General features: G+C 65.2%; 22 protein-coding genes and 1 pseudogene. 8 read left to right on the top strand and 15 right to left on the bottom strand.

Annotated features, from left to right (window positions below; all coding sequences use genetic code 11):
• The 4 genes and pseudogenes from H1D44_RS11040 to H1D44_RS11030 form a co-directional block, all read left to right on the top strand.
• Positions 1 to 1,428: pseudogene (locus tag H1D44_RS11040) on the top strand (type VI secretion system Vgr family protein); the annotation flags it as partial.
• Positions 1,429 to 1,455: 27 nt separating this feature from the next.
• Positions 1,456 to 2,508, top strand: coding sequence for a Tle-like phospholipase domain-containing protein (locus H1D44_RS21415; RefSeq protein WP_479688626.1), 1,053 nt, complete (start codon positions 1,456 to 1,458; stop codon positions 2,506 to 2,508).
• A 9-nt stretch (positions 2,509 to 2,517) separates the two neighbouring features.
• The gene (locus tag H1D44_RS11035; protein WP_181514912.1) at positions 2,518 to 3,360 is read left to right on the top strand and encodes an ankyrin repeat domain-containing protein; all 843 of its coding nucleotides are present in this window, start codon (positions 2,518 to 2,520) and stop codon (positions 3,358 to 3,360) included.
• A 25-nt stretch (positions 3,361 to 3,385) separates the two neighbouring features.
• Positions 3,386 to 4,183, top strand: coding sequence for an ankyrin repeat domain-containing protein (locus H1D44_RS11030; protein ID WP_181514911.1), 798 nt, complete (start codon positions 3,386 to 3,388; stop codon positions 4,181 to 4,183).
• Positions 4,184 to 4,238: 55 nt separating this feature from the next.
• On the opposite strand, the gene H1D44_RS11025 is transcribed toward H1D44_RS11030, so the two are convergent.
• Together H1D44_RS11025 and copM are read right to left on the bottom strand one after the other, a co-directional pair.
• On the bottom strand, positions 4,239 to 5,285 hold the full coding sequence (locus tag H1D44_RS11025; RefSeq protein WP_181514910.1) for a DUF21 domain-containing protein: 1,047 nt from the start codon (positions 5,283 to 5,285) through the stop codon (positions 4,239 to 4,241).
• Positions 5,286 to 5,360: 75 nt separating this feature from the next.
• Complete coding sequence (gene copM, locus H1D44_RS11020; protein WP_181514909.1) at positions 5,361 to 5,846, bottom strand: CopM family metallochaperone; 486 nt, start codon at positions 5,844 to 5,846, stop codon at positions 5,361 to 5,363.
• A 100-nt stretch (positions 5,847 to 5,946) separates the two neighbouring features.
• Here copM and H1D44_RS11015 point away from each other — a divergent pair, with 100 nt between their 5' ends.
• Together H1D44_RS11015 and H1D44_RS11010 are read left to right on the top strand one after the other, a co-directional pair.
• Positions 5,947 to 6,399 carry an NfeD family protein gene (locus H1D44_RS11015; RefSeq protein WP_181514908.1) on the top strand — a complete coding sequence of 151 codons (453 nt, stop codon included), beginning with the start codon at positions 5,947 to 5,949 and terminating at the stop codon, positions 6,397 to 6,399.
• A 74-nt stretch (positions 6,400 to 6,473) separates the two neighbouring features.
• A complete protein-coding gene (locus H1D44_RS11010) occupies positions 6,474 to 7,520 on the top strand; it encodes an SPFH domain-containing protein (RefSeq protein WP_181514918.1) in 1,047 nt (348 codons plus the stop codon).
• Here H1D44_RS11010 and zapE read toward each other — a convergent pair.
• The 10 genes from zapE to fabV all read right to left on the bottom strand — a co-directional run bounded on the left by zapE (position 7,517) and on the right by fabV (position 18,087).
• On the bottom strand, positions 7,517 to 8,653 hold the full coding sequence (gene zapE / locus H1D44_RS11005; RefSeq protein ID WP_181514907.1) for a cell division protein ZapE: 1,137 nt from the start codon (positions 8,651 to 8,653) through the stop codon (positions 7,517 to 7,519). The two genes, H1D44_RS11010 and zapE, sit on opposite strands and share 4 nt — an antisense overlap.
• Positions 8,650 to 9,123 carry a GNAT family N-acetyltransferase gene (locus H1D44_RS11000; RefSeq protein WP_181514906.1) on the bottom strand — a complete coding sequence of 158 codons (474 nt, stop codon included), beginning with the start codon at positions 9,121 to 9,123 and terminating at the stop codon, positions 8,650 to 8,652. The genes zapE and H1D44_RS11000 overlap by 4 nt, the downstream gene beginning before the upstream one ends.
• A gap of 38 nt (positions 9,124 to 9,161) precedes the next feature.
• Positions 9,162 to 10,523 carry an N-succinylarginine dihydrolase gene (gene astB, locus H1D44_RS10995; protein ID WP_181514905.1) on the bottom strand — a complete coding sequence of 454 codons (1,362 nt, stop codon included), beginning with the start codon at positions 10,521 to 10,523 and terminating at the stop codon, positions 9,162 to 9,164.
• Positions 10,520 to 11,989, bottom strand: a complete 1,470-nt coding sequence (gene astD, locus H1D44_RS10990; RefSeq protein ID WP_181514904.1) for a succinylglutamate-semialdehyde dehydrogenase — start codon at positions 11,987 to 11,989, stop codon at positions 10,520 to 10,522. The genes astB and astD overlap by 4 nt, the downstream gene beginning before the upstream one ends.
• Entirely contained in the window at positions 11,986 to 13,032 is a 1,047-nt protein-coding gene (astA, locus tag H1D44_RS10985) for an arginine N-succinyltransferase (RefSeq protein WP_181514903.1), read from the bottom strand. The genes astD and astA overlap by 4 nt, the downstream gene beginning before the upstream one ends.
• The gene (locus tag H1D44_RS10980) at positions 13,032 to 14,105 is read right to left on the bottom strand and encodes an arginine N-succinyltransferase (RefSeq protein ID WP_181514902.1); all 1,074 of its coding nucleotides are present in this window, start codon (positions 14,103 to 14,105) and stop codon (positions 13,032 to 13,034) included. The genes astA and H1D44_RS10980 overlap by 1 nt, the downstream gene beginning before the upstream one ends.
• 50 nt (positions 14,106 to 14,155) lie before the next feature.
• Positions 14,156 to 15,370: an aspartate aminotransferase family protein gene (locus H1D44_RS10975; protein WP_181514901.1), complete on the bottom strand. Its 1,215-nt coding sequence runs from the start codon at positions 15,368 to 15,370 to the stop codon at positions 14,156 to 14,158.
• 113 nt (positions 15,371 to 15,483) lie between these two features.
• The gene (locus tag H1D44_RS10970) at positions 15,484 to 16,458 is read right to left on the bottom strand and encodes a GlxA family transcriptional regulator (protein ID WP_181514900.1); all 975 of its coding nucleotides are present in this window, start codon (positions 16,456 to 16,458) and stop codon (positions 15,484 to 15,486) included.
• Between the two features lie 148 nt (positions 16,459 to 16,606).
• The gene (locus H1D44_RS10965) at positions 16,607 to 16,816 is read right to left on the bottom strand and encodes a hypothetical protein (protein WP_181514899.1); all 210 of its coding nucleotides are present in this window, start codon (positions 16,814 to 16,816) and stop codon (positions 16,607 to 16,609) included.
• A gap of 59 nt (positions 16,817 to 16,875) precedes the next feature.
• The gene (gene fabV / locus H1D44_RS10960; RefSeq protein WP_181514898.1) at positions 16,876 to 18,087 is read right to left on the bottom strand and encodes an enoyl-ACP reductase FabV; all 1,212 of its coding nucleotides are present in this window, start codon (positions 18,085 to 18,087) and stop codon (positions 16,876 to 16,878) included.
• Between the two features lie 162 nt (positions 18,088 to 18,249).
• Between fabV and H1D44_RS10955 the strand changes: the two genes are divergently transcribed.
• On the top strand, positions 18,250 to 18,642 hold the full coding sequence (locus H1D44_RS10955; RefSeq protein WP_181514897.1) for a DUF7079 family protein: 393 nt from the start codon (positions 18,250 to 18,252) through the stop codon (positions 18,640 to 18,642).
• A 16-nt stretch (positions 18,643 to 18,658) separates the two neighbouring features.
• On the opposite strand, the gene H1D44_RS10950 is transcribed toward H1D44_RS10955, so the two are convergent.
• Positions 18,659 to 19,153: a glutathione peroxidase gene (locus H1D44_RS10950; RefSeq protein ID WP_181514896.1), complete on the bottom strand. Its 495-nt coding sequence runs from the start codon at positions 19,151 to 19,153 to the stop codon at positions 18,659 to 18,661.
• Between the two features lie 237 nt (positions 19,154 to 19,390).
• Here H1D44_RS10950 and H1D44_RS10945 point away from each other — a divergent pair, with 237 nt between their 5' ends.
• Positions 19,391 to 21,043 carry an acyl-CoA dehydrogenase family protein gene (locus H1D44_RS10945; protein WP_181514895.1) on the top strand — a complete coding sequence of 551 codons (1,653 nt, stop codon included), beginning with the start codon at positions 19,391 to 19,393 and terminating at the stop codon, positions 21,041 to 21,043.
• Here H1D44_RS10945 and H1D44_RS10940 read toward each other — a convergent pair.
• Both H1D44_RS10940 and H1D44_RS10935 read right to left on the bottom strand, forming a co-directional pair.
• Entirely contained in the window at positions 20,983 to 22,218 is a 1,236-nt protein-coding gene (locus tag H1D44_RS10940) for an EAL domain-containing response regulator (protein ID WP_181514894.1), read from the bottom strand. The two genes, H1D44_RS10945 and H1D44_RS10940, sit on opposite strands and share 61 nt — an antisense overlap.
• A gap of 79 nt (positions 22,219 to 22,297) precedes the next feature.
• Entirely contained in the window at positions 22,298 to 22,915 is a 618-nt protein-coding gene (locus tag H1D44_RS10935; RefSeq protein ID WP_181514893.1) for a LysE family translocator, read from the bottom strand.
• Between the last annotated feature and the right edge of the window lie 2 nt (positions 22,916 to 22,917).

Below are 22,917 nucleotides of genomic sequence, written 5' to 3'. Positions count from 1 at the left end.
CACGGCCGCGCCGGGGGCACGCCGCCGACGCGTCACGTGCGCAAGCTGCAGCAGCATGCCCGGGTCGCCCCGGCATCAACCACGCTCAAGGACTACTCGTTCAAGCAACCCGCCTACGATCAGCTGCACGACCACGCCGCACGCGATCTGGAAGCTCACGGCCAGCGTGGCGTCGTTGAAACAGGGTACGAACACTACGACTACCCCGGGCGCTACAAGGCCGACGCCTCCGGCCAGGCCTTCACCCGTATTCGCCTCGAAGCGCTGCGCCGTGGTGCCAACACCGCCGACGCCGAGAGCGACCTGCCCGAACTCGCCCCGGGCACCCGTTTCACCCTTACCGACCACGACCTCGACGACCTCAACCGCGACTGGCAGGTGCTCGGCGTCATTCACCACGGCAAGCAGCCCCAGGCGCTGGAAGAGGACGGCTTCGTTCAGAGCGGCGGCCAGAACGATGGGCAAGGGAGTGATGGCCTGCAGGGTCGGGCAGGCTCGGAAGCCATGACCAAGTACCATAACGAACTGGTACTGATGCCCGCCGACCAGGCCTGGCGCCCCGAACCCAACCCCCGGCCCCGGGTCGACGGCCCCCAGATCGCCTTCGTCGTTGGCCCCGAAGGTGAAGAGATCTATTGCGACGAGCACGGCCGGGTCAAGGTGCAGTTCCCCTGGGATCGCTATGCCGAACCCAACGAAACGGCCAGCGCCTGGCTGAGAGTGAGTCAGGACTGGGCCGGCGGCGGCTACGGCAGCATGGCGATTCCGCGAATCGGCCATGAAGTGATCGTCAGCTACCTGGAGGGCGATCCCGACCAGCCGCTGATCACCGGGCGGATCTACAACACCGTCAGCACACCGCCCTACGAACTGCCGGCGCACAAGACCCGTACCGTCATCCGCACCCAGAGTCACCAAGGCGAAGGCTTCAACGAACTGCGCCTGGAGGACGAAGCCGGCCAGGAGCAGATCTGGCTCCACGCCCAGAAAGACCTGGAGCTGCTCACCCACAACGACCGCACCGAAGAGGTCGGCAACGACAGCCACCTCAGCGTGCACCGCAACCGCATCAGCGAGATCCACGCCGACGACCACCTCACCGTGCGTGGCCAGCGCCACCTCAAGGTCGACGGCGACGACCACCTCATGGTCGGCGCTACGCGCCATGAAAAGACCGCCCGCGCGCAGCTCGTCGAAGCCGGTCAGGAGATCCATCACCAGGCCGGCAGCAAGACCGTGATCGACGCCGGCGCCGAGATCACCCTCAAGGCCGGCGGCAGCTTCCTCAAGCTCGACCCCAGCGGCATCACCATCGTCGGCGCCCAGGTCAAGATCAACTCCGGCGGCAGCCCCGGCTCGGGGAGCGGGCAGGGGGCAGCGGCAGCACTGCTGCCGAGTGCCGCCACGCCGGAAGCGAGCGAGGACGTGACGCTCAAGTCCAGCGGGACGCCGCTCATGGGTGGCTTCATGGCGGCGGCCATGGCCATCACCGCCACGACACAGGGCGAAGCCGAATCTGACGAGAGCGAGGACACGACCGACTCGGGCACAGACGACCTGGAAGAGGCCAGGCGCCAGAAGGCGGCACGCTGGCAGTGCCGTCAGGGGCAGATCGCCGCCGCCAGAACCCGGCTCGACGCCATGCCGCCCGGTGGCTCCCGCGACACCCTGGCCGCCACCACCGAACGCTTCGCGCGCAATAACGTCGCCGTGGAGCACGCCCGGCTGGCGCAGCATGTCTACGATCCCAGCCAGCCCGTGCCGGTGGGTTGGGAGGATAGCAGTCTGGATGCAGAGCTGCTGGAAGATTTAGGGTTGACCCCCTCTGACCTGTATCCCGAAGAGAGTTCCTTCCGAGGCGGACTGTATTTCCCAGACCCTGATGTTTTTGGAAACGCTTTTAAATCAGCAATAAGTTTCAGGGGCACGGACTTCACGAACCGGGAAGATATCCGTAACAACATCGCTCAAGGGCTCAATCTACCATCTGATTATTATGAAAGAGCGGTTAAAATAGGAGAATCACTTGCGGCAAGTGGATCTAATATACATCTGACAGGCCACTCTCTAGGGGGTGGCCTAGTTTCCGCCGCTTCTCGGGCAAGCGGCCTACCCGCAACCACGCTCAACTCCGCGGGTCTCCATCCCAATACCGTGGAACGCTATGGCGGCACGCTGCATCAGCCCAGGCCCGAGAATATCCAGGCCTTTCGCGTGGCCGGAGAAATACTCACGCTGCTGCAGGAGCGGCGGCTGAGCTCCACGCTCGCAGCGGCCGGGGTAGGCGCGGCACTGGGCGGTGGCACCGGTGCCCTTGCCGGAGCCGCCGGCAGCACCCTGCTGGCAACGCTGATGCCGGATGCGGTAGGCACCCCCCATCGACTTCCCGGCCGGGGTATCAACCCGGTCGAGCGGCACAGCATGGTGCAAGTCATCGAGGGACTAGAGGCCCAGAAGTCGATGGATCAGGTTATCCTGGCCGAAGCCACGGGACATCACTGCACGTAGGGAGACACCATGCAGGCCAAGCCACAGCGCCCTTTTCACTTGCGCTATCAATCAATTCTGTTGCTGGTACTGTTCTTCCTTGCCAGCGGCTGCCAGCCAACCCAGGGATTGACCATGTCACGTACTCACACTGCCAACGAGTTCTTTACCGGACCGCATCTCGAACTGGCCCAAGCCATCGAACGCGACGATATGACGGCACTGCGTCGCGGGGCCGAGGGCGTTGACCTCACCGCTCGGGGCGAGCAGCAGATGACTCTGATGTGGTTCGCCCTACTTCAGCAGAATCACGATGCTGTTCGCACCTTGGTCGAGCTGGGAGTACACCCCAGTGAAAGTCCGATGGAAGGAGCCGAAGCCCGCACACCACTCGGGGCGGCATTGATGAGCCCTGACACTCGTTACTTGCGAGCAATGCTTGAAGGTGGCTTACCTGCCAGTGACGAATCAAGTGACGGTACTCCCCTTCTTCACCGATCTATCACAAGTGGAACATTGGAGCATGTTAGGTTGTTGGTTGAGCATGGTGCCGATATAGATAGCCAAAACAGTATCGGAAGATCGGCTTTCCATGACGCTTGTCTGGGCACGAAGCCTGAAATAGCTTCATATCTCCTCGAAACAGGAGCAAGGTTGGATACTCGGTTAGCAACAGGAGTGACGCCTGCATGGGTGGTCCATGACAGGCTACAGCGCTTGCCCCCCGGCGATATTCGTCAGGGTCTCGAATCCGTGCGCGACATGATGATCGAGCGCAGCGTCGAGTTCCCTCCGCCCTCGCCCGTCGAGGTGCGCGAGCAGATGCGCGCCGAGGGGCTGACACCCCGCGTGCCACCCGGTCATGAACGCTGATCTATGCATGGGGCGGTCTCGGTTCGTGCTGGCCTCCCTACTGCTGATATTACTAGTCACAGCGGGCTGCCAGATCAAGCCGAACAGCCACACTGCCGACGAGCTCTTTACCGGCCAGCACCTCGAACTGGCCCGAGCCATCGAACGCAACGATATGATAGCGCTGCGCCAAGGAGCCGAGGAGGTCGATCTCACTGCCCGTGGCGACAAGCAAATGACCCTGATGTGGTTCGCCCTGCTTCAGCAGAAGCCCGATGCCGTGCGCACTTTGGTCGAGCTGGGCGTTCATCCCAATGAAAGTCCCTTGGAAGGCATGCCAGCGAGAACCCCCTTGGGGGCGGCCCTCATGAGCGATAACACGCAATACCTAGAGGCCATGCTAGATGGTGGCCTTTCTACCAATGACGGTGCCGATGAGAACGAAACCGCCTTACTTAACAAGGCGGTCATTTCCGGCACTCTAGATCATGTCAAATTATTGGTTGAGCGCGGTGCCGACATTAATTACAGATCAGGAAACGGAAGGCACTCCAGTGCATTAGATGAAAGCACATTAGGCACCAAGCCTGAGATCGCAATTTACTTACTCGAGCAAGGCGCCGAGCCCAACATTCGCCTAGCGAATGGAGTGACGACTGCTTGGGGAGTACATGACAGGCTACAGCGCTTGCCCCCCGGTGATATTCGTCAGGGTCTCGAATCCGTGCGCGACATGATGATCGAGCGCGGCGTCGCGTTCCCGCCACCCTCGCCCGTCGAGGTGCGCGAGCAGATGCGCGCCGAGGGGCTGACACCCCGCGTGCCGCCCGGTCATGACAGATAACCGAACGAGAATGGGTGGGCGCCAATGCAAGGCCTAGCGCTAGCGGGTTCGGGAACTACCTAGGTCCCGAGCCCGTTACGGAGATGCCTTCCGGCGTGGCCAGGACGATGCCACGCAGCAGCCGCCCGAGCACGTCGGAGCCGGTCAGGATGCGCCGCTCTTCCCCCCACAGCAAGATTACGTCCTCATCGAGCACGTCGTCTTCCCGATGGGCAGCATGCACACGGAAGCAGCCGATCACCTCGCCCAGCGGAGTCGCCGGGTCACGAACCACGATAGGTCGGTGGCAGTGGGCCAGCGGGTTGAAGAGATCAGGATCGAACAGTGCCGCGCGCAGGAGGCTGTCGGTATCGATAACCAGCCGAGGCTCGCCGCTCTCATCGACCACCACTACCCGACTCCTGCCACTGGCCTGCAGCGAGCGCAAAAAGTCGTCATGCCGGGTGCGCTCGATCTCGGGAAAGATCGGCAGCCGCCCATGGAATGGCAGGGTGATGATGCTGTCGGGATCCAGCGCCTCGCCCTCGCGGCCCAGTGGCACGTCGTCAAGGGTGAGGAAGTTCATGGCCCCACGCCCCTCGACCCAGTCGATCTCGGTCTCGGTGGACTCCATGTGCAGCCGGATCAGTTGATGCAGGTCGCGCTCCTTGAAGTAGGGAATGGCCTCGGGTCCCAACCAGCGATCAAGCACCCAGGCAGTTGGGCGTGTCACTGGCCACAGCAGCAGCTGGTAGAAGCGGATCAACGGTGCCAGGCCAGAGGCCATGGCCAGGGCGTGGCGGGAAAAGAAGGCCTGGGGCAGGATCTCGGCAAACAACGTAATGATGACGGTAGAAAACAGGAAGGCCGCGACGGCTCCCATCACCGAGCCGGAGAGCAGCGCCAGCAGCACGTTCACCGCCACGTTGCCCCACAGGATGGTCACCAGCAGCAGGTTCGAATCCTGGCGCAGCGCAAGCACCCGCCGGGCCCGTGGGTTGCCCTTGCGCGCCTCGAGCTCCAGTTCCAGTTTGCCGATGGTAAAGAAAGCGAGATTGAGCCCCGAAAAAGTTGCCGACTGGACGAGACAGAGCGCGATACCTATCCAGGTCAGCAGTGTCATCAAGGGCCTCCTACAGCGAGGCGGCATGCTGCTGCATGCCGCTCAGGTTCCAAGGTCAGGCCAGGTTAGCCGGCGTCACTCTTCCTCGTAGCCGTGCTTGGCCAGCCAGTCACGCAGGAAGGCGATCTCCTCCTCCTGTGCCTCGATGATCTCGCGTGCCAGGTCGCGAATCGCCTCGTCCTCGCCGTGCGTCAGCACGACGTTGGCCATGTCGATGGCCCCCTGATGGTGGGGGATCATGCCCAGCGCGAAGTCGGCGTCGGGGTTGCCGGTGAACTCGATCGACATGTCCTCGTGCATGCGCTGGTTGACCTCGCGGTAGGCCTGCACCGCCTCGTTGTCGGCATGCTCGTCATCTTCGTGCATTTCATGATCGTGATCATGGTCATGATGGTCAGCGTCCTGCTGCGGTTCACTTGCCTGCTCGGGGTCGGTCTGCTGGATGAGCTCCTCAGCATCCGCCCGTTCCTCCTCCGCCAACACAGGGGCTGCCAGCAGTGCACTGCCAGCCAGGATGAAGGCCAGGACAGGAAGAGGGCGAACTGCGTAGGTGTGCAACATGGTGCTCTCCTTTACCATGGGGGTATGACTACGATAGTGCCTGACGCCTTATAGGTCATCACGCCTAGGCCAGGCAAGAAACCTGATTAACGAGACTACCATGGACTGGAATCCCGCCCTCGTCTGGCTTGCCATCGCCCTGCTGCTAGGGCTGGCTGAACTCTCCTCCGGCGGCCTGGTGCTGCTGTCGCTGGGGGTGGCCGCCGCCCTCACCTCGGCCCTGGCGGCGCTCGGCCTCGGCCTGCCCTGGCAGCTGCTTGCCATGGGGGTGTTCTCGGGCCTCCTCATTCCCCTTGCGGTCAAGGTGATTCGCCCCTGGTTTTCACCCAGCGGGGTGGCTTACGGGACCACAGGTACCGGTGTGGAGAAGGGCCGCACCTACACCACCCTCAAGCGCGACTTCGATGGCGCCAGCGGGGTCAAGATCAATGGCGACTTCTACCGCCTACGGGTGGAAGAAACCGGCGAGACCGAGCTGCCGGAAGACACCCTGGTGATCTTCGAGCGCTTCGATGGCACCACTGCCATCGTCAGCCACGCCCAGTCAAGCTGAAACGAGCATGACCGAACCGGAGCCGGCAAAAGCTCCATCGCACACCATTTCATTTGCAAGGAGAAAACATGGACATGGAACTCCCCATGAATCCAGGGCTGCTACTGGCCCTCATCGTCGTCGTCATCGGCATCCTGATCATCGCCAAGGGGCTGGTGATCGTACGCCAGTCGGAGGTGATGGTGATCGAGCGCCTGGGGTCGTTCAACCGGCTGCTGGAGAGCGGCATCAACATCATCATTCCGTTCATCGAACAGCCCCGCGCCATCACCATGATCCGCTACCAGAAGCGCGGCGAGGAGTATTTTCCTGTCACCACCAGCGAGGTGCGCATCGACCGCCGCGAGACGGTGATGGACTTCCCCGGCCAGCCGGTGGTAACCACCGATAACGTCACCGTGCGCATCAACGGGGCGCTCTACTTCCAGATCATCGACCCGCGCCGGGCCGTCTACGAGGTGGAGAACATGAGCCAGGCGGTGGAAGTGCTGGCCAAGACCACCCTACGCTCGGTGGTGGGCAAGATGGAGCTCGACAAGCTGTTCGAGTCTCGCGCCGAGGTCAACAACGAGATCCAGGCCGCCATGGAAGAGCCCGCCTCCAAGTGGGGGGTGAAGATCTCGCGGGTCGAGGTGCAGGACATCGCCATGCCCGAAGAGGTCGAGGAGGCCATGCGTCTGCAGATGGCCGCCGAGCGCAAGCGCCGTGCCACCGTGACCGAAGCCGAAGGCGAGAAGGCCGCTGCCATCGCCAAGGCCCAGGGTCAGCGCGAATCGGCGATCCTCAACGCCCAGGGCGACAAGGAGTCGGCCATCCTGCGCGCTCAGGGTGAGCAGGAGTCGATCAAGCTGGTGCTGAGCGCCATCGGCGACAGCGACGAGCACAAGCGCACCGTGGTGGGCTACCTGCTCGGCCAGAGCTACATCAAGGCGCTGCCGACCATGGCCCAGGACGGCGAGCGGGTATTCGTGCCCTACGAATCCTCCGCCCTGCTCGGTTCCATGGGCATGTTCCGCGAAATGGCCGGCTCGCCGGAAGACACCGTGGCGCAGCACCTGCGCGGCAGCGAGCGCCAGGGCGGCTTTCGCAGCGGCATCGTCGGCGGAGCGGCCAGTAGCTAAGCGCCAACTCCAAACCTCGCCAGCTGCATTTCCTGCAGTCGGCTGAGGGTGCGCCGGAAGGCGAAGGCGAGGTAGCCATCGGCATAGAGTTCGTCCATGGCTACCTCGGCTTCTATGTGAAGCGGCACGCGGCGGTCGTAGCACTCGTCGACCAGGGCGATGAAGCGGCGCACGCCATCGTCGCGCCGCGATAGCACCGGCAGTTCCCTCTCTCCCGCCTCGACACGCTCGGCGCCATCCTCGGTACCACGGGCGATGCTGCCCAAGGCACTGGCATCGCTCAGCCGGGGTACCTCGCTCAGCAGAATATGGTCGAATTCGTCGACCAGGGCGATGAAGTCGAGCGCCGACAGCGGCTGCTCGCACAGCTCGGCGTAGCGACACCACACCACTCGCTGGCTGCGACGCTCCACTGCGATGCGGCGGTGGCCAAGCTCAATGGGCTCACGGCTCGTCGGCTGTTCCTCGCTCAGGCGCGCGAAAACGCTGGCCAGGCCGCTCGGCTGGCCAGGCTCCGCGACCCAATAGCGTTGGCATGCCCGGCCAGGATGCAAGCGGTGATCGAAGCCACCGTCCAGCTCCACGACTGCCATGCAGCGTTCGATGGCGTCTATGGCGGGCAGGAAGCGCTCCCGATTGAAGCCATCGGCATAGAGCTGGCTCGGCGCCTGGTTGGAGGTACACACCAGCACCACACTGTGCTCGAACAGCGACTGTAGAAGACGTCCAAGCAGCATGGCATCGGCGATGTCGCTGACGAACAGTTCGTCGAGGCAGAGCACGCGAGCTTCGGATGCCAGTTCCTGGGCCAGCGCCGCCAGCGGGTCGGCTGTGCCGCTCAGCTGGAACTGACGCTGATGCACCCAGCGCATGAAGTGATGGAAGTGCAGGCGTCGGGAGGGCACCTGAAGCTGGCGATGAAAGCCGTCCATCAGCCAGGTCTTGCCGCGTCCGACTGGCCCCCAGAGGTAAACGCCAGGGACAGCCTGGTACTGCGCCGAGGCTTCATCGCCGTGAAGTGCCTGGAAGCAGGCTTCCAGGCAGATAGCGGCGGCCCGCTGGGCCGCGTCGGGAGCAAAGCCGTGGCGCTCCACTGCCTCGCGATAGAGCGACAGCGGCGAGGCGGCGGTCATGCCTCTAGCTGGCGCAGCATGATGGTGACCGCTTCGCCCCGGTAGTTCAGCTCCTCATGATCCTGCCAGCCGAGGCGGCGATAGAGTCCCTGCTGATCGGGCGTGTAGAGGTAGAACTGACGAAATCCGCTGTCAGCGGCCTCTTCTTCGACCCGCCGGATCAGCGCCGAGGCAATGCCCCACCCGCGCCACTCCGGCAGCACGAACACCGACGCGAGCCAGGGCGAGAGTTCACGCCGGCTGTTCATGTCTTCGGCCATCAGCGCCGCCGTGCCTACCGGGCGGTTGCCCTGCATGGCCACGAACACCGAGGGCACGCCGCCTTTGCCGCACTCACGACGAAAGGCCTCGCGCCACGACTCGCCGGTAGCGCCCGGGTGCAGGTGGCCCCACTCGGCGTAGGTCCAGCTCGCCACCGTATCGACGTGGTCCGAATCGGGTATCAGACGTACGATCGTGATATCTCGCATGTTCTCCTTATTCGCTCCTCTTGGTTGGCCCTGGTGGATCAGACCAGCTGGAACGGATAGACCGAGCCGATCTCGAGCAGTTGGGTAAGTTCATCCAACGCGGCAAGCGTCTCGTCGGCCAGCTGCGGGTCGGCGAGGTCGTCCGGGGCCAGGCGGTCGCGGTAATGACGCTCGACCCATGCGGTCAGCTCCCCGTGCAGGGCGTCGGTGAGCAGCACACGACCGGTGAGGGCGACTCGCTCCTGTTCCGAGAGTACCACCCGCAGGCGCAGGCATGCAGGGCCGCCACCATTGCGCATGCTCTGCTTGACGTCCTTGACGATCACCTCGCCGATCGGATTATGGCCGGCCAACAGCAGATCCTGGATAGTGCGCCACACCGCCTCGCGCTCCTGGCACTCACCGGGCACCACCAGGGTCATGCTGCCGTCGGGGTTGCTCAGCAGCTGCGAATTGAACAGGTAGGAGGCCACGGCGTCCTCCATGCTCACCGCCTCGCTGGGCACTCGCACCGGGATCAGCGGCGTCGTCAGCTTGGCGCGCAGTTCGTCCAGTGTCGCCTGCTCGTCGAGGAAAGCCATCTCGTGGTAGAGCAGCACCGGTCCATTGCCCACCGCAATCACGTCATTGTGGAACACCCCGGCATCGATGGCCTCGGGGTGCTGCTGGGCGAACACCGTCTGTGCCGCAGCGAGGCCATGCTGGCGCGCTACCGCCTGGCTCGCCTCCAGGGTCTGGCGCGCCGGGAAGCGCTTGGGCTCCCGGGCAGGATTACCACCAAAGGCCTGACGGCCGTAGACGTAGAGATGCACGCCGGTATCGCCATGCTCTGCGCACAGCCGGGTGTGGTTGGCCGCCCCCTCGTCGGAGAAAGCCGGCGTGGCGGGCAGCACCGGATGGTGAGCGAAGTGCGCCGGGTCATGAAAGATCGCCGCCAGTACCCGACCGGTGGTTTCCGGCTCGAGGAAGCGATGAAAGCTCGACTGCAGGTTGGCCGGGGTGAAGTGGACGCGGCCGTCCGCGGCATCGCGGCTCGGGGTGACCGTGCCGGCATTGGCCGTCCACATGCTCGAGGCCGAACACACCGCACGCAGCACCTGGGGCGCCTCCCTGGCCGCCCGTGCCAGCACCTCACGATTGCTGCCGGAGAAGCCGAGCGAGCGCAGTGCGCCCAGGTCGGGGCGCTGCTGGGGCGGCAGCACGCCCTGGGGGTAGCCGGCATCCATCAGCGACTTCATCTTGTCCAGCCCCTGCAACGCCGCCTCGCGCGGGTTGGAGACCAGCCCACCGTGGCTCATCGAGGCTACATTGCCGTGAGCCAGCCCCGAGTAGTTATGGGTGGGGCCCACCAGGCCGTCGAAGTTCACCTCCCGGTAGCCGGCGTTGGTCGTGTCGCTCATAACACCACTCCGGGCGGCAGGTTGTCGGGCAGGGTCAGGGTCTCGGCCTCCATCGAGGCCACCGGGTAGGCGCAGTAATCGGCAGCGTAATAGGCACTGGGCCGATGGTTGCCGCTGATACCCACGCCACCGAAGGGCGCGTCGCCGGAGGCGCCGGTAGTCTGGCGGTTCCAGTTGACGATGCCGGCACGGATGCGCAGCAGGAAGTCATCCCAATCGGCACGCTCGCCGCCAATCATGCCGGCGGTCAGGCCGTAGCGAGTATCGTTGGCGAGCCGAATGGCCTCGTCCCAGTCCCGGTAGCGGTAGACCTTGAGCAGCGGGCCGAAGTACTCCTCGTCGGGCACCTCGAGGCCGGTGACGTCGATCAATGCCGGCGACAGCAGGCTGGTGCCCTCCTCAAGACAGGCCATGCGCGCCAGCACCACGCCACCCAGCGCCTCCAACTCGTCCTGGGCCTTGAGCAGCCCCTGGGCCGCTTCCTGGCTGACCAGGCCGCCGTAGAACGGGGCTGGCTCAGCAAACTGCCCCGCAACCCGCAGGCGGGCGATGGCGTCGACCAGGGCGTCGAGTAGGTGATCGCCGACCTGCCCCTCGGGCACGATCAGCCGCCGTGCACAGGTGCAGCGCTGGCCGCCGGAAAGGAAGGCGGACTGCAGGATGGTCAGCACCGTGGCGTCCTGATCGTGGACGTCCTTGACCACCAGCGGGTTGTTGCCGCCCAGTTCCAGGGCCAGGATCTTCTCCATCTGGTCGGCGAACTGACGATTGAGCAAGCCACCGACCCGAGCGCTGCCGGTGAACAGCAGGCCATCGATGCCCGGGTGCGAGGAGAGTGCCTGCCCTACCGGAGCGGCCCCCTGCACGAGGTTGATCACGCCGGGAGGGAGGCCAGCCTCCTGCCAGCACTGCAGGGTGAGGTCGGCGGTCAGCGGGGTCTGTTCGCTGGGCTTGAACACCACGCTGTTGCCCGCCAGCAGCGCCGGCACCATGTGGCCGTTGGGCAGGTGGCCGGGAAAGTTGTAGGAGCCGAAGACAGCCATCACGCCGTGGGGACGATGGCGCAGCACGGCGGTGGTGTCGCCGACGTCGCGGCTGCGCTCGCCGGTGCGCTCCTGGTAGGCGCGCACCGAGATCGCCACCTTGCCGATCATGGCACCTACCTCGGTGCGCGCCTCCCACAGCGGCTTGCCGGTCTCGCCGGCAATGGCGCGGGCCAGGTCCTCGCGATGGGTTTCCAGCGTTTCACGGAAGCGCTCCACTACGCCCAGGCGGTCGGCAAAGTCCATCCGCGCCCAGCCGGGGAAGGCACCACGGGCGGCTTCCACCGCCGCCGCCACCTGGCCGTCACTCGCCGCCGTCCCCTGCCACAGGGTCTCGCCGGACACCGGGTCGCGCTTGGTGAAGTGCATTGCCTCGCCCGGCTGCCAGCCCCCACCGATCATCAGCTGTTGCGTTGCTTTCATGAGCTCTCCTCGGTATCCAGTACACGCAGTGCATCGCCAGTCCCCACGCCCAGTCGCCGTGCCTCTGCCTCGCTCAGCGTCAGGACGTCCTCCTGGTTGGGGCCATGAGTCACCCAGGCGGCACGAAAGTCCGCCATCACGGTGCTCGCTGCCAGCCAGCGTGGCCGGGCCGGCGGGGTATCGCTGCCGCTGCGGATCTCGACCCGGCAACAGCGCGACTTGCGCACCGCCCGTACGTCATCGATGTAGGCTTCCACCGTCGGCCCACCGTCGAAGATGTCGATGTAGCCCTCCCAGCGCAGCCCCTCCTTCTTGAGCATGGCCAGGGCCGGGCGCGTATCGCGGTGGACTTGCCCGATACAAGCCCGTGCCGCGTCGGAAAGAAACGGGGTGTAGATCGGGAACTTGGGCATCAGCTCGCCGATGAAGCTTTTCTGGCCGAGCCCCGTGAGGCGGTCAGCCTCGTCGAAATCCAGGGGAAAGAAGTGGCTGCCCAGGCACTCCCAGAACGGGCTCTTGCCGCGCTCGTCGAACACGCCACGCATCTCGGCCAGCACCTTGTCAGGGAACTGATCGCGAAATTCGGCCATGAACAGCCAGCGCATCAGCGACAGCAGCGCACCATTGCGCTGGTGGCGGCGCTCCTTTCCACGAAATCCCGGGCGAAGGAACAGCGACGCCACCTCGGCGTCACCGGTGTGGTCCGAGCTCAGGAACAGGGTATCGATGGTGCGGTGCAGATCGAGCTGCACCGAGGAGTGGGCCAGCGTGCCCAGGCGATAATGATAGAACGGCACCTCGCGCCCCACCTGCCCCTCGATGGCGCAACAGCCCGCCAGCTCACCGCTCTCCTCATCCTCCAGCACGAAGAAGTAGTTGCGCCGGTCGGCTGGGGTGCGCTGCTCGAAGGCGGCGACCGCAGCATCGATCTTGGCACTGAGGAACTCGCGGTTGTCCGGCAGCGAGGTGAAGCCAACCCCGGTCTCGCGAGCGATCTTCTGCAGTTCACTCAGGTCGCCCTCGGCAATCGGTCGGATACGCATCACAGCTCCCCCTCATCGAAGCCCGCTTCGTCATCGCCAGTGGAGGGCAGCGCCAGCGGTGCGGCCAGTACCGCTCGGCCCTCCTCGACGCCAAGCAGCTCGGCATGCTCGGGGGAGAGCATCAGCTGGCCGGTGGGCGACAGCGCATAGCGCGCCACCACGCAGCGGAAGTCGGCCAGGCGCTGGTTGGCGACCATGGCCGGCTCGGCGTCTGGCAGGGCATGGGCCGGGCGAACCCGCACCGGATGCCAGGCGGCACGACGGAACGTTTGCAGGCGGTCGCGCTCGCCCTTGATCACCGGGCCGGCATCGAACAGATCGACATGCCGCGAGCGCATGAAGCCCTCGGCGAGCATTTCCGCCATGGCCACCTCGTGGGCGGGGTGCTCACGGCCGATGGCGGCACGCGCCTGGGGCGTGAGCAGCGCAAGATAGAGCGGGAATTGCGGCATTACCTCGGCGATGAAGCTCTTCGAGCGCACGCCGGCGATGTAGTTGATGTCGTGGTAGTCGCGCACGAAGAAGTGGCGGCCCACGCTGTTCCAGAACGGCGATTCGCCCTGCTCGTCGAGATAGCCCGGAAAGGCCATCGCCAGCACCTCGGCGAAGCGCTCCGGGTACTGGGCGATGAACATCAGTCGTGCCCGGCGCAGCAGGCTCTCCGCACTGGTGCCGCGATAGCGTGGGTCCAGCGACAGCGCGCATAGCTGGGTAGTCTCGGACACCTCGTGGGAGAGCGCCAGCGTCTGCACTTCACGGCGGACGTTGAGCTGCTGCGAGGCGTGGATCAGGGTTTCCTGACGATAGGTGTAGTAAGCCTCCCGCGCGCCGGCCTCGGCGCGCAGGGTGGCGGTACCAACGATCTCGTCGCGTTCGAGATCCTCGAGCACGAAGGTGTAGTGTTCGTCGCCGGGAAAGTCCACCTCGCGCCCGAACGACTGCCGCGAGCGGGCGATGCGCTCCTCGAGGCGGTCGCGGTGGGCCGGCAGGTTGGTCAGGCTCGGCGTGGCCAAGCCCGCCAGCCGCTCCAGGGCCGGCAGGTCGGCCGGCCGAACGGGGCGTACGACCATCATGGCGGGATCTCCTGGTCGATTGGCGGTGTCGCGCATGGCTCGGCCAGCCTTCACCCGGCCGCCACCAGCCGCTCGATGGCACGCTCCAGCCGCGCCATGCCCTCGGCAATGTCGGCTTCGGGGATCACCAGCGATGGCGCCATGCGCAGCACGTTGGGCCCGGCGATCAGCGCCATCAGTCCCTCTTCGATGGCCAGCGGCAGGATGTCCTTGGCACGGCCCTCGTACTCGGGCGTCATCTCGGCGCCGATCAACAGCCCCATGCCGCGGATCTCCTTGAACACCCCATGCTTGCGATTGATCGCCTCGAGGTGTTCACGGAACAGGTCATGGCGCTGCTTCACGCCGCCGAGTACTTCCGGGGTGTCGATGTGTTCCACCGCCGCCAGAGCCACCGCCGAGGCCAGCGCATTGCCGCCGTAGGTGGAGCCGTGGGTGCCGATGGCCAGCGCCGGGGCAACGCGGCCGGTGGTGAGCATGGCGCCGATGGGGAAGCCGCCGCCCAGGGCCTTGGCCGTGGTGAGGATGTCCGGCTCGATGCCGTACTCCATGTAGGCGTAGAGCGAGCCGGTACGGCCCACGCCGGTCTGCACCTCGTCGAAGATCAGCAGGGCGTCATGGGTATCGCAAAGGTCGCGCAGGCCCTGCAGGAACGCCTGTGTGGCCGGCAGGATGCCGCCCTCGCCCTGCATCGGCTCGACCATCACCGCGCAGGTGTCGTCGTCGATCAGGTCGCGTACGCTATCGAGATCGTTGAACTCGCCGTGGACGATGCCGCCCGGCACCGGACCGAAGCCCTGGGAGTACTTGGGCTGGCCGCCGACGCTGACGGTGAAGAAGGTGCGGCCGTGGAAGGATTGATAGAACGAGACGATGCGATGCTTGTGCTCGCCGAAATTGTCGTGGGCCCAGCGCCGCGCCAGCTTCAGCGCCGCCTCGTTGGCCTCGCCCCCGGAAGAGCAGAAGTAGGCCTTGTCGGCGAAGGTGCGCTCCACCAGTACCTTGGCCAGTTTCAAGGCCGGCTCATTGGTGTAGACGTTGGAGAGATGCCACAGCTTGTTGGCCTGCTCGGTAAGCGCCTCGACCAGCACCGGGTGGCAATGACCCAGCGAGTTCACCGCGATGCCGCCGGCGAAGTCGATGTACTCGCGGCCTTCCTGATCCCACAAGCGGCTGCCCTCGCCGCGCACCGGTATGACCTTCTGAGGGGAGTAGTTCGGCACCATGTACTGATCGTAGTCGGCGCGGGTCGGGGTCTGGGTCATCTCGGTCTCCATTCCTGCAAAAGAGTGATAGCAACGCAGCGATGTCATCCGAGTATAAGGAGCGAGGCGCTGTATGGCTTTCAGCAATGGGACCCCGACTTGTAGATAAAGACTTACAGACGCTCCTCGCGAGGAGTGACACCGAAATGGTTGCGATAGGCGGTGGAGAAGTGAGCGGGTGAGGAGAAGCCGGTTTTCATGGCGATCTCACCGGCGGGCAGGTCGCTCCCACGCAGCAGGCGTCGCGCCTCCTTCAGGCGTAGATCGAGGTAGTAGCGGCCAGGCACCGCTTGCAGGTACTTCTTGAACAGCCGCTCGAGCTGACGCCGTGAGATGCCCAGGTGCTCGGCCAGTTCATGGGTGGTGAGCGGCTCCTCGATGTTAGCCTCCATCAGCATCACGGCGTCCACCAGCGGCGCCGGTGCATGACCCAGCCGCGCGCGCAGCGGCACCTGCTGCGGCTCGTCGGCCATGCGCACCCGCTCCAGCACGAAGTGCTCGGAGACCCGCTCGGCCAGCTCACTGCCGTGGTGGGTAGCGACCAGCGTCATCATCATGTCCATCGCTGCCGTACCGCCGCCGCAGGTGAGGCGGTCACGGTCGATCTCGAACAGCTGCTGGGTCAGGCGCACACGGGGAAAGTCACGGGTGAAGGCGGCAAAGCGCTGCCAGGGCAGAGTCGCGCGAAAGCCATCCAGCACACCGGCTCGCGCCAGCAGCTCGGTTCCACCCCCGACCCCGATCAGCACGACACCACTGCGCCCCAGCTGGCGAAGGCGGCCTGTCACCGTACTCTCGTGCATGGGCGGTAGCGGACTTGGAGCACACACGACGAGCATATCCAGCTCGAGGGAAGCACGTTCGAAGGGGGGGCTGGCCGCCTGGCTGATGTCTGCCATGCTCGCCACCTCGCCGCCCTCCGGAGTAAACGCCTGGAGCCGGTAGAGTCGCCTGCCGGCCAGCTGGTTCGCCACGATCAGCGGCTCCAGCGCACAGGCCTGCGCCAGCAGGGAGAAACCCGGCAGCGTCAGCACGCCGACCCAGCGGGTGGCAGCCAAGCGGGTGGTAGCAGTGGGTGTGTCGGGCATTGCGCAGCGCCATGTGCCGAAGCAGAGCAGAAATGGTACTCGATCGGCCGCGCCGGCAATACCATGCTGCGCCGCTTCGGGGCGCATGCAGCCTCACCGACGCGCCCATGACTCAAGGCCACGGACGCGTCATGTCACAGCGGGAAGATCAAATCCAGGCTGCCGACAGCAACCGGTAGGCGAGAAACAGGCCCGTCGCAATGGCGACGCCGAGTACCAGCCAGTGCCAGGCCTTGGCGGGGCGCTTGGCCTCCGGCTGCCCGGCATCCGGTTCGCGATGTTCGAAGTCTTCGGGCATCCTCACTTCCTTGAGATGCTCGTACTCCTCTTGCGGCGTCTTGCTCTCCCTGGTATCCATGGGCACCTCCTTTGACGCTGGATTCGCCCGCCGCTGATCACGCTCCCAATACGACGGGCCTATAAAGACACGACATCGAATTGGACGTCCGGGTTCACATCTGCCTCGTAATCGACGTCTTCGCGCTCGAACCCGAACAGCTTCAGGAAGTCGTGCTTATAACCAGCATAGTCGGTGATCTGGAACAGGTTCTCGGTGGTCACCTGCGGCCACAGATCCTTGCACGCCTGCTGGACGTCGTCGCGCAGCTCCCAATCGTCCAGACGCAGACGCCCGGCCTCGTCGGTGACAAACTCTCCGCCCTGCCCTTGAGATGAATAGAGGTGCTCGCCGAACAGTCGGTTGAGCTGCTCGATAGTCCCCTCGTGCAAGCCCTTTTCCTTCATCACCTTGTAGACCATGGCGATGTAGAGCGGCATGACCGGAATGGCCGCGCTGGCCTGGGTCACCACCGACTTGAGTACCGCCACGTTGGCGCCGCCGCCGGAAGCCTTGAGCCTGGCATCGATCTCGCCGGCGGCGCGATCGAGGTCCTCCTTCGCCTTGCCCAGCGCACCATGCCAATAGATCGGCCAGGTGATCTCGGTGCCGATGTAGCTGAACGCCACGCTACGGGCGCCTGGCGCCAGCACGCCGGCCCGGTCCAGGGCGTCGATCCACAGCTCCCAGTCCTCGCCGCCCATCACCGCCTTGGTATCCTCGATTTCCTGCTCGGTGGCAGGCTCGACCTCGGCCTCGATGATGGTGTCCTTGTTGGTGTCGATGGCGGTGGCACGGTAGGTCTCGCCGATCGGCTTGAGACTCGAGCGCTTGAGCTCGCCACTGTCGGGCAGCTTGCGCACCGGCGAGGCCAGCGAATAGATCACCAAGTCGACCTGGCCCATGTCCTGCTTGATCAGCTCGATAGCCTTCTCACGCGCTTCGTGGGAGAAGGCATCGCCATTGATCGACTTGCTGTAGAGCCCCTCGGCCTTGGCGAACTTGTCGAAGGCGGCGGCGTTGTACCAGCCCGCGGTGCCGGGCTTCTTCTCGCTGCCCGGTTTCTCGAAGAACACGCCCAGGGTATCGGCGCCATAGCCGAACGCCGCGGTAATGCGCGCCGCCAGCCCGTAGCCGCTGGAAGCACCGACTACCAGCACCTTCTTCGGCCCCTTGGCCTTGTCGAACTGACGGGCACGGGTCGCCTCGATCTGCTCGAGCACGTTCTTTTCACAGCCGACCGGATGGGTAGTAGTACAGATGAAACCGCGAACCTTGGGTTTGATGATCACGACAGACCTCGTTATTGGTGTTGCAGCGCCGCCAGGGGCACCGACTCGATACGAATGGACAGTGGCGACATTCTAGCGGTCAGCACTCCGTCTGTCCGCACTTGAGCGAGGGACGCGACTGGGGCACGATGCAACCCCGGCAACATCATTGGCAGGAATCCTATGAACGCACAGGCGCTAGTGGACGAACGTGGCGAGCTATGGCTCGCGCTGGCCCCGCTATGGCTGGATCGCGAGCCCAGCGAACGCGACTTTGCCCGGATGATCGAGGTGATCAAGCGTCATGAGCTGTCGCTGAACGAGCTGGAGTGGATCTTTCGCCTGGAGCTCGCGCCGGTGATGGCGCGCAACCAACTGTCGATCGCAGGCAGCTGGCGGGAGTTCGACGAGTATGCCCTGATGAAGCGGCTGGTGGCGCACAACCTGCGACTCAAGGGCTGGCGGCGCAAGAGCTGGGCGCTGTTCTCGGGGTTGACCACCATGATGACCCGGCATCGCTGGAACGAGCTGATCGCCCGCGTGATGATGGAGCGCGGCGAGTCGCCCGACACCTGAGGCTCGCCCGGCCCGGCTAAAGCCGGCAGTCCTCGTCCAGTGCCTGCTCGAGCGAGCGCTCCAGCGCCTGGCCGCTTTCGCGCGGCGAGAAGCGGCCGATCACGCGGCCATCGCGCGCTACCAGAAACTTGGTGAAATTCCACTTGATCATGCGGGTGCGAAGCACGCCCGGTGCTTCGCGCTTGAGTTCGGCAAACAGCGGATGCGCCCCGCCGCCGTTGACCCTGACCTTTTCCATTACCGGAAAGGTGACGCCGTACTGGCTGGAGCTGAAGGCGCAGAAATCCAGCGCGGTTTCCGGCGATTGCCGGGCAAACTGATTGCAGGGAAAGGCCAGCACGGTGAAACCGCGATCACGATGACGACGGTAGAGGCGCTCCAGCTCGCCGAGCTGGGACGTGAAGCCGCAGCGGCTGGCCACGTTCACGATCAACAGCACCTGCCCCTGCAGGGCGCGCAGGTTGAAAGGCTCGCCGCGAAAGGTGCGACACTCGTGTTCGTGGATGGCCATGATTCGCCCGCCTTGCTGTCTTCTTTCACCATGCCACGTATCAACACGTAGCACCTCTGCGCGCACCGGGGCAACCCACACACGGCCGGCCCAGCCAGCCGTACCTGACTCGTACGCCGGACTCCAAGCCTACCGAGAAGCGCTGGCCTCGTCACGCACGAAGCGCATTGACCCTTCCCCTGCGACTGACCATGCTGCGAAGGTAGCGGTTCCGAACAGACTTGAAGGACGGGTGACATGCGCCACTACGCTCCTCGCAGTCGGCTGGCCACCCATGAGGTGGTCAACCAGCCCGAGTCCAGCGGCGAGAGAGACCTATTCGCCGATGACCTGCCGCTGCGCGAAATCCTGCAGCGTGAGGCACCGCCGTGGGTGGCCGAGCGGCTGGCCCCGCTGGGCCAGGAGGCGGGCAGCCTGCGGGTGCAGGAACTGGGCGAAGCCGCCAACCGCCACCCGCCGGAGCTGCGGCTGTTCGATCGCCACGGTCGACGGCTGGATGAGGTCCGCTACCACCCCGCTTACCACGAGCTGATGCACCTGGCCATCGATAACGGCTGGCATGCCGTGGCCTGGCAAGAGGAAGGCCGCGGCGGGCACCAGGCCCATGTCGCCGCTCTCTACCTGCTGACCCAGGCCGAGCCGGGGTTCTGCTGCCCGGTGACCATGACCCACGCCGCCATGCCGGTTCTGCGCCACAGTGCGGAGATCGAAGCCAAGTGGGCCCCGGGTCTGCTGGCCGATGCCTATGACCCGCGCCCGCTGCCCATCCAGCAGAAACACGGCCTGACATTCGGCATGGCCATGACCGAAAAGCAGGGCGGCAGCGACGTGCGCCGCAATACGACCCGCGCCGAGCGCGACGGTGAGGGCTGGCGACTGACCGGCCACAAGTGGTTCTGCAGTGCACCGATGTCCGACGCCTTCCTCACCCTGGCCCAGACCGATGCAGGACTGACCTGCTTCCTGGCGCCCCGCCTCACGCCGGACGGAGAGCGCAACGCCATCGAGATCCAGCGCCTCAAGGAGAAGTGCGGCAACCGCGCCAACGCCTCGGCAGAGATCGAGTATCGCAACGCCTGGGCTTTGGCAGTCGGCGAGCCCGGCCGCGGCGTGGCCACCATCATCGACATGGTGCAGCAGACTCGCCTCGATGCCGCTACCGCGCCGGTGGGCATGATGCGCCAGGCCCTTGCCGAAGCATGGCGCCACGTAAGCCAGCGTCACGCTTTCGAGCGTCGTCTGGCGGAGCAGCCGCTGATGCAGGCAGTGATTGCCGACCTGGCGCTGGAAGTGGAAGCCGGCCTGGCGCTTGCCTTGCGCACCGCTCGCGCCTTCGATGGCGATGCCCGCGGCGAGGCTCACGAGACCGCCCTGGCGCGGGTGTTGCCGACGCTGGCCAAATACTGGCACAACAAGCGCGGCCCCGGCTTCATGGCCGAGGCCATGGAGTGCCTGGGAGGGATCGGCTATGTCGAGGAAACGCCGCTGGCCAGGCTCTACCGCGAGGCACCGGTGAATTCGATCTGGGAGGGCTCGGGCAACGTGATCTGCCTCGACCTGCTGCGAGTGCTGGCGCGTCACCCCGAATCGATCGGCGCCCTGCGCGATGAGCTCAGCATGGCTAGGGGCGTGCAGCAGGAGTTCGACCTGGCCCTGGCCGGCCTCGAGCGCGACCTGGCGCGCTCCGCCGCAGAGCTCGAGCCACGCGCCCGCTGGCTGACCCAGCGCCTGGCCCAGTGCATGCAGGCCGCGCTGCTGCTGTGCCATGCCCCCGGCGAGGTCGCCGAGACCTTCTGCCGCTCACGACTGGGGGTGGAGGCCAGCCCCGCCTACGGAGTGCTGCCTGACGGCGCTCCGCTGGCGGCGATCCTGGCGCGGATCGGTGACTGATCGGACGCCAGTACAGGAATCTCCTCGGCCGGTACCGGGCGCGAAAGGCCGAAGCCCTGGACATGGGTGCAGCCAAAACGGGCCAGGGTGGGCAGGCAGTCGAGCTCCTCGACCCCTTCGGCCACCACACGAATGCCGAGGCGTCTGCCCAGCAGGGCAATGGCCTCGACGATCGCCGCGTCCTGGCTGTCCTGCTGGATATTGCGAATGAAGCTGCGGTCGATCTTGAGCTCGCTGATAGGCAGCATCTGCAGCCGCGAAAGCGACGAGAACCCCACGCCGAAATCGTCAACTGCCACCTCCATGCCACTCAGGTGCAGCCGCGCAGCGATCTCCGAGCCCAGCAGCTCGTCATCCATGGCCGCCGTCTCGGTAATCTCGAGCACCACCAGCGGGGAGTCGTCCGCTGCCAGCTGGCGAGTGAGCGCCGGCAATTGCGCCGCCATCAGGTCGTCGGCCGTGACATTGACCGAGAGTGACAGCACAACCCCCTGCTCGCGCCAGCGCTCGGCGTCGGCCAATGCCTGCTCCAGCACGTGGCAGGTCAGGCGTCGGCTCTGCCCCGCGGTCAGCATGGGCAAAAAACTGGCCGGCCCGATCAGGCCGTATTCCGGGTGGGCCCAACGTACCAGGGCCTCGACGCCACTGAGGCGGCCAGAGGCCAATTCGAATTGCGGCTGGTAGTGCAGGGTGAGCTCATGGCTTTCGAGCGCCGTCTCGAGCTCATCGGCGGAGAAAAAGGGGCTGTCTTCGGGCACGATGGCTGGCTTGCGGCCGGGATGCAGTCGATCCAGGCGCTGGCGGAGCTCGGCCAGCCGCATCGGCTTGTCCAGCGAGCCCAGCATCTGCAAGCCCAGGGTTTGACCCACCCGCTCGGCAATGCGTGAGATCTTGCGTTCGACACCGCCCAGCAGCAGCACCCACCCGGTGAAGCGCTGACGTGCCAGCAGACGCAGCAGCTCGATGCCATCCGGGTCACCGAACTCCAGCCCCATGATGACCAGCTGCGGTGCACACTCGTCGAGCTCCGCCAGCAACGTATCGGCTTGCCGATAGCAGCGGCTTTCCAAACCCAGGACGTGCAGCTGGAGGGAGAGGACCGCCATCACATCGGGGTCCCCGTCGAGCACCATCGCCAGGGCACGCTCGTCGTCTACGTCCGTCAGAAGGTTCATCAGGGGGCTTCCGCTATCGAATTATTCTGAGGCTACCATCTTTCCCTGATGACGAATCGCTCGCTGGCCAACGCTTTTCCTAACCGAGCGGGCCGGCCACCACACGCAGTGCAAGCGCCAGCAGCATCACGCCCGTGATGCGATGTATCCAATGTGCCCGCGCCTGAAGCCAGGGCAGGACGCGGGAGTGGGTCAACGACACGGCCACCAGCACGTACCAGGCGCCGTCGATGATCATCGCAGTCAACACGATCACCGCCTTGGCGGTCACGGACATGTCCGGCGTGACGAACTGACTGAGCAGGGCAATAAAGAACAGGATCAGCTTGGGATTGCCCAACGCAACCAGCATGCCTTCGCGCGCCGCCTGGCGGCGTGTGGTCGCCACCCCAGCGGCTTCCAACGCCGCCGCCCGGCCAGCGCGTAGCGCCTTGATGCCAAGCCAGGCGAGATAGGCCGCCCCGGCCCAGGTTATGGCCTGGAACAGCGTGGGAAAGCGCACGATGAGCGCACCGAGGCCCAGCACCGTGAGCAAGGCATAAAATCCCACGCCCAGGGCATGGGACAGCGCCGCCACGATACCGGGCGCCCGGCCACCGCCCAGGGTATGACGCAGCACCAGCGCCAGACTGGGGCCCGGCGACATTGCCCCCATGGCACATACAGCCACGAGTGACATCCAGAGTGAAAGCGGCATTC

This window comes from Billgrantia kenyensis (assembly GCF_013697085.1).
GTDB lineage: Bacteria > Pseudomonadota > Gammaproteobacteria > Pseudomonadales > Halomonadaceae > Halomonas > Halomonas kenyensis.
The sequence above is the reverse complement of the archived record's forward strand: the minus strand, read 5'-3'. Positions and strand labels throughout refer to the sequence as shown.